We start from the raw sequence: 12,769 nt of genomic DNA, 5'->3' as shown, positions 1-12,769 counted from the left end.
GGTGATAGCCAATAAGCCCTGCTTCTTGCCCGGTGTCCGGCCTCAGTGCCGACACCGGGTTTTTTCTTTTCAAAGAGCCGTGTCCTCAGCTTTCTCGACACTATCGAGGTAGGCTTGAACTGAAAATGGTTGTCGCTTAAATTATCGGCATCCGTCATTCCAACAGGATGTGTGCCGCAATGGATTTCAACCCGATCACAATGCCTTCCAGCCTTGTTACCGGGGAATTCCATATCCATGCCTGCATCCATCACACTTTCCAATCTTTCGTGGTCCACGCCTGACGGCCGGCCGCTTTTTTCCAATCTCGATCTGAGTTTCGGCGCCGAGCGCACCGGCCTTGTCGGCCGCAACGGCGTCGGAAAGACGACGCTCTTGAAGCTCATTGCCGGCGAGCAGCCCCCGCAATCCGGGGCTATATCCTTTGCGGGCAGCATCGGTGTGCTCCGCCAGAGCGTTCAGGTTGAGCCTGACGAAACCATCGCCGATCTCTTCCAGATACGGGACGCACTAGCGGTTCTTCACCGCGCCGAAGCGGGTGAAGCGACGACTGATGAGCTATCGTCGGCGGATTGGCTGCTGGAAACGCGTCTGGCTTCTGCTCTCGACCGCGCCGGCCTCGATGCGGAACCTTGGACGCGTCTTGCGGCGCTGTCGGGTGGCCAGCGCACGCGCGCCGGCCTTGCCGCACTGATTTTCACCAACCCCGATTTTCTTATTCTCGACGAACCGACCAATAATCTGGACCGTGAGGGCAGGGAGGCTGTGGTCGCGTTGCTCGCAAGCTGGCGCGGCGGCGCGATCGTCGTCAGCCATGACCGGGCATTGCTCGACACGGTAGACGCCATCGTCGAGCTGACGTCGCTCGGCGCCACGCGCTATGGCGGCAACTGGAGCCACTACCGCGAGCGCAAGGCACTCGAACTCGCAGCGGCGGAACACGACCTTGCCGATGCCGAAAGGCGCGTCGCCGAGGTTGTCCGCGCCGCGCAGGCGACGGTGGAGCGGCAGGCGCGAAAAGATCGTATGGGCAAAAAGAAGGCCGCCAAGGGTGGCATTCCGCGTATCCTGCTGGGCGGGATGAAGGAACGGAGCGAAATGACGGGCGGCGAGAATGCACGCCTTGCCGAACGCCAGCGGACGGAAGCGCTTGAGGAGGCCACTGCCGCCCGCCGTCGTATCGAAATCCTCCAGCCTTTGTCCGTCAGGCTTCCGCCGACCGGGCTGCCGGCCAACAAGATCGTCCTGAAGATCGACAGTGTAACCGCCGGCTATCGGCCGGACCAACCGATCATCCGCGATCTCTCCTTTGATATCACAGGCCCGGAGCGGATCGCCGTCACCGGCGCGAATGGTTCGGGCAAGACGACATTGCTGGCGCTGATCTCCGGAGAGCTTAACCCCTGGACGGGGAAGGTGCGTGTCATGACGACGTTTTCCATGCTCGACCAGCGGGTCAGCCTGCTCGATCCGTCTCTCTCGATCCGCGATAACTTCCGGCGGATAAACCCGCAATCGGATGAAAACGCCTGCCGCGCCGCCCTTGCCCGCTTCATGTTCAGGGCAGATGCCGCACTTCAACTTGTCTCCACGCTCAGCGGCGGGCAATTGCTGCGCGCTGGCCTAGCCTGCGTTCTCGGCGGCTCGACACCGCCTTCGCTGCTGATCCTCGACGAACCCACAAACCATCTCGATATCGATTCCATCGCCGCCGTCGAGGCGGGATTGCGAGCTTATGATGGCGCTCTTCTGGTGGTCAGTCACGATGAGGTTTTTCTGGAGAATATCGGGATCTCGCGTCGATTGGAGCTGTCGGCGCGGTCTAATTCAGGCTCTTGCGGAAATATGCATGTGTGAACGAGCCGGAATAGATGTAGCAAATCTTCTCCGGCTTATCCGCCATGAATTCGTCACAGGCTTTTTTGACGCCGGGCAAATGGTTCCAGCCATCCGGGTTGATGCTTGGATCGCAGTAATCGTCAATAAGACAAACGGCTCCTCTGGACAGGCGAGGATACACATACTTCAAGCTGACCAATATTGAATCGTAGAGATCGCCATCCAGATACGCAAAGCATATCTTATCCGGCAGGCCCTGTGAGAGCGTGTCCTCAAACCATCCTTTGTGGATGACGGGCGGCTCCAGGCCATGTGCGGCAAAATTATTGATCAGCACATCCTGAGATGTTGCCAGATCGCCTTTCTTGTAGGAGTTTCCGTCTTCGCTTCGTGCGGACGGAAGCCCCTCGAAGCTATCATAAACATGCAGTTTCTTATCGGAACTGAAGCTGTTTATGACTTTTGTGATGAGCACGGATGATTGGCCCTCATTGCAGCCAACCTCGACCAGATCTCCATCTATGTCATAGGCAAGTGCCTGTGAAACCAGATGGTACATGTTCATTCTCTGCTCCACATTCGTGGAAATTCCCGAACGGGTCGGCGAAAATTTAAGGCCGGTAAATTTGTAGATCGATCGGTCGATCATCTCGGCGGTGTTGGCGTTAAATCCGAACCGCCTGGTGAGCAAATTAAGAAACCTGTCGATATTGGACGATCGCCGTATCTGCCAGTCGAAGTCTCTCGTAATGAAGAAATTGTCCATATTGCCCTCCAATTTCATGGTTAAAAATCCATTACCTGACACAGGTGGAAAGGCGACCGTCAGTATGTTGGAGTATATTTCCCTGTCCTCATCAATATTGTTGTCTGCGCAGGGAAAAAGTCAAGAGTTTTGCACGAAAACTAGTATCGTTGCTTTATCTTGTGCTCTTCTTGCGTAAATCATATGCAAATCCGTGAAGCCGGAATTTCGGCTGACGGCATACGCAACCGCACGGCTGCAACCGCCATAAGGGAGCGGCATGTTGGCCATCGGCTTACTTCGTTTGATACCGATGACGGAACTCCAACGGCGGCACGCGGAGGCAATTGAGGAAAATTTATAAGCTTCGGACGGACTCAATCAACTTGCCAGGACGGAGGCCAATCATCGAAGCTCTCAACCGGCACTGAGTCACATAGGAGCGTATACAGTGGTTCTGCAGGAAAATCGTTCGGCCGGATAACCAGCGTTCCTTCGTGTGGATCAGCAGCCGTATAGACGAATTCCGCATCATCCCTCTTTTTCCAACGAAGATTGCGTTGCAGAAAAAACTTTGTGATCATGTCTTCCCCCGCGAGATCGGCCAAACGTCACGTCTATTTCGGCGCGGGCTTACCTTCCGCCGGCTTGTAGCTGTCGAAGATCGCTTCCATGTTCTTCTGATAGTTTTTCTGCACTTCCAGACCACTGTCGAACATGGCGTTGAACATCTCGGTATAGGCGGCCATGTCGACGCCGGGGGCGGCGGCCTTGGCTTTGGGCTCTTCCTTCGGCGGCTCCTGGGCCGTCGAGACGTTGCGCATCATGTCCTGAAACGCCTTGGCGAAGGGATTGTCGAGAAAGGGATTGGTAGCCGCCGGCTTTTCGCGCTCGACCGCCTGCGCGCCGAACATCAGTTCCATCGCCTGGGTAAAGGGATTGTCGAAGATGCTCGCCTGCGGCGTCGGCTGCTGCTTGGGCGCAAAGCCGATGCTCTGCAGCCAGTTCTGCATCATTTCGCCCATCGCCGTATTGAGGAATGGATTGGCCATCTGAGGCATCTGGCCGCTGGTTTCCTTGAACAGGCCGCCCATCAGCGCGTCGGCCATGACGGGCAACATGCGCTTGTAGATGTCCTGGCCGATGCCGGTCATCTGCGCGGCTTGCGCGGCCACGGCACGGGATACTTCCTTGGAACCGAACAAGCGCCCCAGCACATTATTGCCGTCGGCAATGCCCTGCGGCGTGAACGCCTTGCTCATGTCCTCAAAATATTTGGCATAGTTGCCGGAGGTGATGTCCTGCATCACGCCCATGAAGTTGTAGGGGTCGGTCGCGCTACGCTTGAAGCCGGAGGAAAAGGCGGGCATCAGCGCCGCCATTGCCTTGGTCGCCTGCTCCTGCGCAAGGTTGAATTGCTTGGCCATCGCCTCGGTGGCTGCGCCGTTCTGTGCTTGCATCATCATGTCGAAGAGTGGCAGCATCGAAGTTCCTTCCCCCGCAATGAGGCCGCTTCTGAATCAGGCGGCGCTTGATTCAGATAGTATAGCGGGAAAAAAGAGGGCGCATACCGGTTTCTATCGACCGGTCACCGCAGAATTGGAGCGGTCCTCAGTATTGATATTCCTCGAAGACCGGTTCGACCGACTGGTTCCAGCGACCGTGATAGAGCATCAGCAGATCGTCGGAAAGCGTGCCCTTCTTGGCGAGCACTTCTTCGAGTGGCGCCAGGAACACGCTTTCGTCCTGGCCGTCGCCGTTCAGCCGCGCGCGGCTCTTCAGGCCGCTGCGGGAAATGCCGATGACATCGCGGGCCACGTCGAACAGGCCATGGCCCTTGATCGCGGCCTTCAGCCCCTGCACGGGCACGATATCGCGCAGCGCGTTGACCTCTTCGAAGGTCCAGTCCTTGGTCAGTTCGTCGGCGGCGGCAAGAGCCGCGTCGTCATAAAGCAGGCCGACCCAGAAGGCCGGCAGGGCACAGATGCGCCGCCACGGGCCGCCGTCGGCACCGCGCATTTCCAGGAAGCGCTTGAGACGCACGTCGGGGAACAGCGTGGAGAGATGGTTGGTCCAGTCGCCCATGGTCGGTTCCCACTCGGCGATCTCGCCCTTCAACGCGCCGTTCATGAACTGGCGGAAGGTGACGTGGGTGCAGTCATGATAGCGACCGTCGCGAACGACGAAATACATGGGAACGTCGAGCGCCCATTCGACATAGTCATGGAAGCCGAAGTCGTCGCGGAAGGTGAAGTCGAGCAGGCCGCCGCGGCGGTTGTCGGTATCGCGCCAGATCTCGCCGCGCCAGGAAGAAAGGCCGTTCGGCTTGCCCTCGGTGAAGGGCGAGGAGGCAAACAGCGCCGTCGCCAGCGATTGCAGCTTCATCGATACGCGCATCTTGCGGCGCATGTCCTCTTCCGAGGAGAAGTCGAGGTTCACCTGGATCGTGCAGGTGCGGTACATCATGTCGAGGCCTTCAGTGCCGACCTTCGGCATGTAGCGGCTCATGATGTCGTAACGCGATTTCGGCATGCGCGGCGTCTCGGCGAGTGTCCATTTCGGACTGCCGCCGATGCCGAGGAAGCGGATGCCCATCGGCTCTGCGATCTCGCGCAGCGTCGCCAGATGCTGGTTCGATTCCTTACAGGTCTGGTGAATGGTTTCGAGCGGCGCGCCCGAGAGTTCGAACTGGCCGCCAGGCTCGATCGAGATGGCGCCCATGCCTGTGGGTTCAGCGAGTCCAATGATGTTGTCACGGTCTAGGATCGGATCCCAGCCGGACTTCGCCTGCAAGCCCTTCAGGAGCGCAGAAATGCTGGCGTCGCCGGCATAGGGCACAGGGCTGTTGTCGGCGCGGAAGAACACGAATTTCTCGTGCTCCGTGCCGATGCGGAACTGCTCCTTGGGCTTGTTGCCGTCGGCCAGATAGGCCGTCATGTCCGAGACCGAGGAGAGCGGGGTCTGGTCGGTGGTATCGCGCGCCATGGTATTACCTTGATCTCGGAAAGAAGCCCGCGCAAGACGCGGGCCGATTGGAAGGGTGATTGCAGCGAATTGAGGTACGGTGCAAGTGAATTTCTTTCAAGAGCCGTTCAAAAAAATAGGATCGTGCGTCCGCCAGGCACGCGGGGAGCGTAACTGCTGATGCCGGACGTGCTTGCACAAGCGTTCAAGACGCCTGCGGTCATTCAAGGATAGTCTTGCCTTTTCATTGATGGAAAGGGCACATCGATGTTTGAACAGGCTGGATCTTATCCGATCCTGACATTGCTTCTGGCATCTCTGGTCATTATGGGCAGTCCAGGTCCATCCACCATCAGTGCCACCGCGGTCGGCGCAGCCTACGGTTTCCGCCGGTCGTCCAGCTATGTGTTCGGTCTAATCGCCGGGACGATCGTCGTGTTGCTGGCGGTAGCGGTCGGCGTCGTCACGGTTCTACTGTCGGTGCCGCATGGCGCCTTGGCGCTTACCGTCGTTTCCACCCTTTACATTGCCTATCTGGCCTTCAGGATCGCGACAGCGCCGCCTCTTAGGCGCGGCAGCGACCAGGTCGCCAGACCCGCATTCACTGGCGGCTTTCTGCTGGCGGTCGCCAACCCCAAGGCATATTTCGCGATCGCCGCAGTCTTCGCCGGGGTAAGCCTTTTCAAGGACCAGGGCATGCTTGATGCGGCGATCAAGATCATCCTGCTCAGCTTGATGATCGTCATCATTCATCTGTGCTGGCTCCTCGTCGGATCTTCACTGTCTCGTTTCCTTCAGAACCCGGTCATTTCACGTATCGTGAACATCTCGTTGGCCGGAGTGCTGATTATCACGACCGCTCTCGCATTATCGGGCTGAAAACCAGTGCGGACCGGATAGCGGCCCTGTTTGCATGAACCTAATTCCAGTCCCCGATCGCCGCCTGGATAACCGCCATGGCTGCCACCGCCGCCGTGTCGGCGCGCAAGATGCGCGGGCCGAGCGGAATGGCGGTCACGAAATCGAGGCTGCGCAGCAGCGCGCGTTCCTCTTCCGAGAAGCCACCCTCCGGGCCGACCAGCAATGCCAGATGCTTCTCCGTGATCTTTGCCAGAAGCGGCAGTGGGTTTTGCCCGGCGTCGCCCTCGTCGCAATAGATGATGCGGCGCTCCCTCGGCCAGCGCTCGAGGAGATCGGCAAGTTTGACCGGTTCGGCGACATCGGGAATGTCGAGAATGCCGCATTGCTCGGCCGCCTCGATGACATTGGCCCTGACCTTGTCGAGATTGGTGATCTTGCCCTGTACATGCTGAGTCATGACCGGTTGCAGGAGGCCGGCGCCCATCTCCACCGCTTTCTGCACGAGATAGTCGAGCCTTCCGACCTTCAGAGGCGCGAAGAGATAGTGGAGGTCGGAAGGGGCAGGCTGCAGCCGTGTCTCCTCGATCGGCGTCATCAGGATACGCTTGCGCGAGGGAAAGGAGATGCGTGCTTTCCACTCGCCGTCGCGGCCGTTGAAGATCAACAGCTCCGCGCCGTCCTCCATGCGCAGCACATTGGCGAGATAGTTGAATTGTTCCTGATCGGCTTCGATGCCGGCATTTGCCTTGATATCCGAAACCACGAACAGCCGCTGCATGCGGAAATTGGCGCGCATGGGTAACCTCTTAAATGAAGAGCGCGACCATAGCCCAATATACCGTGGCTGCAAGCAGGGCCGAAACCGGCACGGTAATGGCCCAGGCGGCGATGATGGTCATGAAATGTGAGCGGCGCACGAGGCGCCGGCGATGGATTTCGTCGGGATTATGTTCGTCGGCCTCTTCCATGTCGCTCCAGACAATTCCGGAGGCTTCGGCCTTCTGTCGCATGTAGTCCAGTCGCCGTCTCGAGCGGCTGGTGTACCATTCGCGGAAGAAGCCCACGCCGAAGACCGCGCCGACGGCAATATGGGTAGAGCTGACGGGCAGGCCGAACCAGGAGGCGACGATGACGGTGAGCGCCGCCGACAGTGCCACGCAATAGGCGCGCATCGGGTTGAGCTTGGTGATCTGCGAGCCGATGAGGCGGATCAGGCGCGGGCCGTAAAGCAGGATACCGACGGAAATGCCGCAGCCGCCGATCAGCACGACCCAGAAGGGCACGGTCTGGCCGGTGGCGCCGGCGACGATGCTGAGGTTGTCGCCCTGGCGGACGCTGCGCACGATCGCCGCCAACGGGCCGATGGCGTTGGCAATGTCATTGGCTCCATGCGCAAAGGACATCAGCGCCGCCGAACAGATCAGCGGCAGACGGAAAAGCTTGCGCAATGCGCTGTTCTTGTTTTCCAGCCCGACGGACTGCGCTGCTACCAACGGTCTTGCGCCAAACCACGTCATCAGACCGACGCCGATGCCGATCGCAAGCGTCGGAAGGCCGGCGACCGTGTCCCTGGGCGCGAGCTGCAGGACAAGATAGGCGGTAAAGGCGCCGGCCATCAGGCCGATGAGAATGGGGATCCAGTACTTCGCCGCCGCGATCTTGTCGCTGCGATAGATGATGAAGGTCTTGATGAAGAACAGCATGCCGGCGGCGATCGTGCCACCCAGAAAGGGTGTCACCACCCAGCCGGCCGAGATCGCCGCCAGCACATGCCAGTTGACCATATCAGGCCCGACGGCGGCGGTACCCGCGCCCACCACGGCACCGACAATGGCATGCGTGGTCGATACCGGTGCTTTCAGCCAGGTGGCGAAATTGATCCAGAGCGCGGCCGATAGCAGCGCCGCCATCATCAGCCAGGCGAGCTTGCCGCTATTGATGATCCGGTCGGTATCGACGATATGGGTCGAAACGGTTTTGATAACGGGGCCGCCGGCGATCGTGGCGCCGAGAATTTCGAAGATGGCGGCCATGACCAGGGCCTGCGTCATGGTGATGGCGCGGGCACCGACCGCCGCGCCGACATTGTTGGCGACGTCCTTCGCGCCGATATTCATGGCCATGTAGCCGGCTAGTGCCACGGCGGCGATGACCAGCGTTGCGCCGGGCCGGTCCAGCACATAAATGCCGGCAACGAACATGGCGAGGCCAAGGAAGATCAGGCCAAGACCGGGAGCAATCAGCCGCTTCGTGACATGGTTTGCCGCATCCTCGACATAGGTGAGTTTGTCGAGATCCTTGTCTAGCGTCCGTTTTGTCAGTGTTACCGGTCGGTCTTCGGGCATGCCATTCTCTGAATCGAAACGTGTAGTTTTACGCTGCACAGCGCGTCGGGCAATGCCCAACGATCGTTCCGGCACAATTTATGTGTTGGGAATATCTAGCAGCTTACTTTGACTGCGCTGTGGCAGGCATTGCCGTCATCCGTTGCTGGAAAGCAAGGATGATGTCGCGCAGTTCCGGTTCGCGGACGCGCTTGGCAGCTTCATCGCAGGACGCCCACTCGATCGAGCGCTCGCCCTTTTCCTTGAAGTTCTTGGCGAGGTTGCTGACCTCAAGCGCATAGACCTGAACCCGGCAGGCCACCTGGATGCCGTCCTTCAGAACCTTGTCGTAGTTGAATGCGCCCAGCGGTTCGGTTTCCACAGTTCCATGCACGCCGGCCTCTTCGTAGGCCTCGCGGGCCGCCACTTCATGCGACAGCTTGCCCGGCATCGGCCAGCCCTTGGGAATGACCCAGCGGCCGGTGTCGCGGCTGGTCAGCAACAGCACTTCCAGCTCGCCCGTCTTCTTCTTCACCCGATAGCAGAGCGCGGCATATTGCTGTCGCGGCGGGCGCCGAAACATGAGCTGCACATCATTTGCAATACGGGTAAGAATGGCCAAGGGTCGGATCACCATAAAGAGCTTGAGTTGAGAATCGAATACATATTAGCATTGTGTGGAAAAATTATGCATTGCCTATGAATTCATATGGTGCTTCCCCACACCTTTATTGAGTGTTCAGTAGAAAAAAACGAACTGATTCGGCCTCTGATATTCGCCAGTGACTGTGCTGTAAGCGACATCGGATGCAGTTTACATGCCGCAGATGGTGCAATTGCTCGTCGGCTCTTCCTATCATGCTGAGAAACAAGATAAATCTTCGTTATGTTCGAACACTCCTCGCCACAACGCCTTCCGCCGCTGAACGCGCTACGCGCCTTCGATGCCGTTGCTCGTCGTGGTAGCATATTGCAGGCGGCGGACGAACTCGGTGTCGTGCGCGGTGCCGTGCGTCAACAGCTTGCCATCTTGGAGAGCCATTTCGGCGTTGCCTTGTTCCAGCGTGATGGTCGCCGCCTGGTGCTGACGGAGAAGGGCAGGGCCTTTGCCGAGTCCGTCGGCGTCGCCTTCGGTATTCTGACGCGGGCTTCGAGCGCGCTGACGGCGGATGATCGGCGCACCATTCGTCTTGGCGTCCCTTCCGCCTTCGCCGTCTGGTGGCTGATGCCGCGTGTCGCCGATCTGCAGGCGTCCCTTCCCTATGTGGATATAGACATCATCCCGATGACGACGGTTGAGCCGCTGGCGCGCCATCCCGGTCTCGACGCGGTGATCATGGGCGGCGAATATCGGCCGGCGCCGGACATCACCGCCATTCGTTTCATGGAGGATGAGTTCGGCCCGGTGGCGACGCCCGACCTTGCCGCACACATCAGTCTCGCGGCTGGCGCGGAAGCCCTTGCCGGCGCTGTCGCCCTGACAAGCCGTTCTACGCCGCGTCTCTGGGACGATTGGTTTGCCGAAAGCGGCCGGGCACCCATCCGTTTCGCCCGTAATCGTGAGTTCGAAGACCTGCTTCTGGCGATCGGTGCCGCCCGCTCCGGTGTCGGTGTTGCCATCGCCCCACGCACGGCCGTTGGCGAGGATATCGATCGTGGTAGTCTGATAGCACCCTATGGCTTTATCCGTAGACCGGCGGGATACAGCCTCAGCATCCGAAGCAGCGATGCGAAAGATGCGGCGCTTGTGGGATTGGTGGAATGGCTGGTGAGGCAGGGGCTGTCCGTGCCTGACGGTCCCGGCGAGACCTAAGAATACCGGCAAACGAGCATGGCAGATTTTCTGCCCTATCGTTCATTCCAATGTCCATCGACAGTCTGCCATTCTCCGTGAGAGATCGAAACACGACAGACCGGTGCCAGGAGCGCATGATGGACCAGCCTTCCTCTCTTTCCCGTATCGACTGGGTTGGCCGGAGCTGCCGGCTGCTTGCGGCCACGGCGGCGGAATTCCGCGAGACTCGACCTTTCGCCGGCCTGACGATCGGGACCGGCATTCATCTCGAGCCGAAGACGGTGGCATTGTTGATGACATTGCGCGCCGGCGGCGCCCGCCTTGTCTGCACCGGTAATCTCAACAGCACCCAGCCGGAAACCGTGGGCTATCTCCGTGCGCAGGGCGTGACCGTCTTTGCCACCCAGACCACCGACGCGGACGAGCATGGTGCCAGCCTCGACGCCATTCTCGCGGAGAAGCCGGACCTGCTGCTCGACAATGGCGGCGATCTCTTCGCGCGCGCCGCCGAGCGCCCCTATGCGAACCTCTTAGGGGGTACCGAGGAGACAACATCGGGTCGGACGCGACTGCTGCCGATGCGCGACAAGCTGGCCATGCCGATCCTTGTCATCAATGACAGCCCGATCAAGCAATTCGCCGAAAACAAGCATGGCGTCGGCCAGAGCCTGTTCGAGAGCTATCTGCGCTTCACCAACCGTTCGACCAACGGCAAGCGCGTCGCCGTCTTCGGCTACGGCGCTTGCGGCAAGGGAACGGCCGCCTGCTTCCGCAATGCATTTTCCGCTGTCAGCGTGGTCGATATCGACCCGGTGACGACACTCGAGGCGCATCTCGATGGCTTTGGCACGCCGCTGCGTGACGAGGGGATCCGCTCCGCCGATATCCTGATCACCGTCACGGGCTATCCTGCGATCATAACCGCAACCGATCTGCCGCTGATCAAGGACGGCGCGATCCTGATGAATGGCGGCCATTTCCCGCTCGAGATCGATGTCGAAGCTTTCCGGAACAGCCCGGAGGTTGCCGGCGTCGATCGCTACGAGGTCGAGCATATCGAGACCATTCGCATGCGGGACGGACGCGCTTTCCACATCCTCGGTGCCGGCCACATGGCCAACCTCGCCGGCCCGCGTCCCCTGGGGAATACCGTCGAATCCATGGATCTCGGCTTTGCGCTACAAGCCCGCTGCCTGGAGCGGGTCGGGAAGGGTGGGCTTGGCAAGGAAGCCTGCGTCATCCCCGTGCCGGCCGACATCGACGCCATGGTGGCGTCGGCCTTTCTCGACTTGGCGCGGTAGCGGAACCCTATCGCTCCCAATAGGGCACCGGCCCATAAAGTTCCGCCAGGAAATCGATGAAGACCCGAACCTTCGCCGGCAGGAACTGGCGGCTGGGGTAGACGGCCGAGAGCGTGACGTTGTGCGAGCCCTCATAGGCAGGCAGCACCTGCACCAGGCGGCCGTCCTTTAGTTCCGGGCCGATGTCCCAGGTGGAGCGCAGCGCGATGCCGAGGCCGGCGATGACGGCCTCGCGGATCACCTCGCTGGAATTGGTGATCAGCATGCCCTCCGGCCGGAAGGTCAGCGCACCCTTCGGCCCATCCAGCCGCCACGGATCGTGATTATGCGCCGGCAGGCATATGTGGCGGCGCAGGTCGTCGATATTCTCGGGCATGCCATGGGTGGCGACATAGGCGGGCGAAGCGCAGAGCAGGCGACGTACTGGCGCCAGACGCCGCGCAACGAGGCTGGAATCGGTAAGCTCGGCAATGCGGATGGCAAGATCATAGCCGCCGCCGACAATATCGGTGAACTCGTCAGTCAGGATGAGATTGATCGCCAGGTCCGGATGCGACTGCATAAAGGTTTTCAGATGCGGAGCGATGTGCAGACGGCCGAAGGAGGTGGGGGCGGAGATTTTCAACGTGCCCTGCATTTGCGCCGAGCGGCCGGCGATGTAAGCTTCCGCCTCCTCCAGCCCCGCAAGGATGGCGAGCACCCGGTCGTAAAAGCCCTGGCCTGCCTCCGTCAGCGAAATCTGCCGCGTCGTGCGCTGCAGGAGCCGCGTGCCGAGCCTGTCCTCCAGCCGCTTGATGCGCTTGGAAATGACCGCCGGCGAGAAGCCGAGCGCCCGACCGGCGAGCGACATGCTGCCCGTCGCGACGACGCTGGCGAAGATTTCGAGGTCTCCGAGGTTGGTCATGGTGTAACTTGTTCCCGTTTTGGCATAAATGCTTAT

General features: G+C 59.9%; 11 protein-coding genes. 4 read left to right on the top strand and 7 right to left on the bottom strand.

Going from position 1 to position 12,769, the window contains the following annotated elements; genetic code table 11:
• Window positions 1-237: 237 nt before the first annotated feature.
• A complete protein-coding gene (locus RRH01S_RS21815; protein ID WP_034520361.1) occupies window positions 238-1,857 on the top strand; it encodes an ABC-F family ATP-binding cassette domain-containing protein in 1,620 nt (539 codons plus the stop codon).
• On the opposite strand, the gene RRH01S_RS21810 is transcribed toward RRH01S_RS21815, so the two are convergent.
• The 3 genes from RRH01S_RS21810 to RRH01S_RS21795 form a co-directional block, all read right to left on the bottom strand.
• On the bottom strand, window positions 1,823-2,605 hold the full coding sequence (locus tag RRH01S_RS21810; protein WP_034520363.1) for a TylF/MycF/NovP-related O-methyltransferase: 783 nt from the start codon (window positions 2,603-2,605) through the stop codon (window positions 1,823-1,825). The two genes, RRH01S_RS21815 and RRH01S_RS21810, sit on opposite strands and share 35 nt — an antisense overlap.
• 596 nt (window positions 2,606-3,201) lie before the next feature.
• On the bottom strand, window positions 3,202-4,068 hold the full coding sequence (locus RRH01S_RS21800) for a DUF937 domain-containing protein (protein WP_007699933.1): 867 nt from the start codon (window positions 4,066-4,068) through the stop codon (window positions 3,202-3,204).
• 127 nt (window positions 4,069-4,195) lie between these two features.
• Window positions 4,196-5,569: a glutamate--cysteine ligase gene (locus tag RRH01S_RS21795; protein WP_034520366.1), complete on the bottom strand. Its 1,374-nt coding sequence runs from the start codon at window positions 5,567-5,569 to the stop codon at window positions 4,196-4,198.
• Window positions 5,570-5,815: 246 nt separating this feature from the next.
• Here RRH01S_RS21795 and RRH01S_RS21790 point away from each other — a divergent pair, with 246 nt between their 5' ends.
• On the top strand, window positions 5,816-6,427 hold the full coding sequence (locus RRH01S_RS21790; RefSeq protein ID WP_007699931.1) for a LysE family translocator: 612 nt from the start codon (window positions 5,816-5,818) through the stop codon (window positions 6,425-6,427).
• Between the two features lie 40 nt (window positions 6,428-6,467).
• Here the strand turns inward: RRH01S_RS21790 and RRH01S_RS21785 are convergent, their stop codons facing one another.
• The 3 genes from RRH01S_RS21785 to RRH01S_RS21775 form a co-directional block, all read right to left on the bottom strand.
• Window positions 6,468-7,205: a 16S rRNA (uracil(1498)-N(3))-methyltransferase gene (locus tag RRH01S_RS21785; protein WP_007699930.1), complete on the bottom strand. Its 738-nt coding sequence runs from the start codon at window positions 7,203-7,205 to the stop codon at window positions 6,468-6,470.
• Between the two features lie 10 nt (window positions 7,206-7,215).
• On the bottom strand, window positions 7,216-8,754 hold the full coding sequence (locus RRH01S_RS21780) for an inorganic phosphate transporter (RefSeq protein ID WP_007699929.1): 1,539 nt from the start codon (window positions 8,752-8,754) through the stop codon (window positions 7,216-7,218).
• Between the two features lie 103 nt (window positions 8,755-8,857).
• The gene (locus RRH01S_RS21775; protein WP_007699928.1) at window positions 8,858-9,370 is read right to left on the bottom strand and encodes an NUDIX hydrolase; all 513 of its coding nucleotides are present in this window, start codon (window positions 9,368-9,370) and stop codon (window positions 8,858-8,860) included.
• Window positions 9,371-9,619: 249 nt separating this feature from the next.
• On the opposite strand from RRH01S_RS21775, the gene RRH01S_RS21770 reads away from it, so the two are divergent.
• Window positions 9,620-10,546 (top strand): LysR substrate-binding domain-containing protein, encoded by a 927-nt coding sequence (locus tag RRH01S_RS21770; protein WP_007699927.1) that lies wholly within the window; start codon window positions 9,620-9,622, stop codon window positions 10,544-10,546.
• 119 nt (window positions 10,547-10,665) lie between these two features.
• Entirely contained in the window at window positions 10,666-11,829 is a 1,164-nt protein-coding gene (locus RRH01S_RS21765) for an adenosylhomocysteinase (RefSeq protein WP_034520370.1), read from the top strand.
• A 7-nt stretch (window positions 11,830-11,836) separates the two neighbouring features.
• Here the strand turns inward: RRH01S_RS21765 and RRH01S_RS21760 are convergent, their stop codons facing one another.
• A complete protein-coding gene (locus RRH01S_RS21760) occupies window positions 11,837-12,733 on the bottom strand; it encodes a LysR family transcriptional regulator (RefSeq protein WP_007699922.1) in 897 nt (298 codons plus the stop codon).
• Between the last annotated feature and the right edge of the window lie 36 nt (window positions 12,734-12,769).

The organism is Rhizobium rhizogenes NBRC 13257, assembly GCF_000696095.1.
Classification (GTDB): domain Bacteria; phylum Pseudomonadota; class Alphaproteobacteria; order Rhizobiales; family Rhizobiaceae; genus Rhizobium; species Rhizobium rhizogenes.
The sequence above is the reverse complement of the archived record's forward strand: the minus strand, read 5'-3'. Positions and strand labels throughout refer to the sequence as shown.

Bases quoted from the DNA above. Each gene is read 5' to 3' on its own strand.
- RRH01S_RS21815 (WP_034520361.1), top strand. From the start codon at position 238: ATGCCTGCATCCATCACACTTTCCAATCTTTCGTGGTCCACGCCTGAC.
- RRH01S_RS21795 (WP_034520366.1), bottom strand. From the start codon at position 5,569: ATGGCGCGCGATACCACCGACCAGACCCCGCTCTCCTCGGTCTCGGAC.
- RRH01S_RS21780 (WP_007699929.1), bottom strand. From the start codon at position 8,754: ATGCCCGAAGACCGACCGGTAACACTGACAAAACGGACGCTAGACAAG.
- RRH01S_RS21765 (WP_034520370.1), top strand. From the start codon at position 10,666: ATGGACCAGCCTTCCTCTCTTTCCCGTATCGACTGGGTTGGCCGGAGC.
- RRH01S_RS21800 (WP_007699933.1), bottom strand. From the start codon at position 4,068: ATGCTGCCACTCTTCGACATGATGATGCAAGCACAGAACGGCGCAGCC.
- RRH01S_RS21785 (WP_007699930.1), bottom strand. From the start codon at position 7,205: ATGCGCGCCAATTTCCGCATGCAGCGGCTGTTCGTGGTTTCGGATATC.
- RRH01S_RS21790 (WP_007699931.1), top strand. From the start codon at position 5,816: ATGTTTGAACAGGCTGGATCTTATCCGATCCTGACATTGCTTCTGGCA.
- RRH01S_RS21775 (WP_007699928.1), bottom strand. From the start codon at position 9,370: ATGGTGATCCGACCCTTGGCCATTCTTACCCGTATTGCAAATGATGTG.
- RRH01S_RS21760 (WP_007699922.1), bottom strand. From the start codon at position 12,733: ATGACCAACCTCGGAGACCTCGAAATCTTCGCCAGCGTCGTCGCGACG.
- RRH01S_RS21770 (WP_007699927.1), top strand. From the start codon at position 9,620: ATGTTCGAACACTCCTCGCCACAACGCCTTCCGCCGCTGAACGCGCTA.
- RRH01S_RS21810 (WP_034520363.1), bottom strand. From the start codon at position 2,605: ATGGACAATTTCTTCATTACGAGAGACTTCGACTGGCAGATACGGCGA.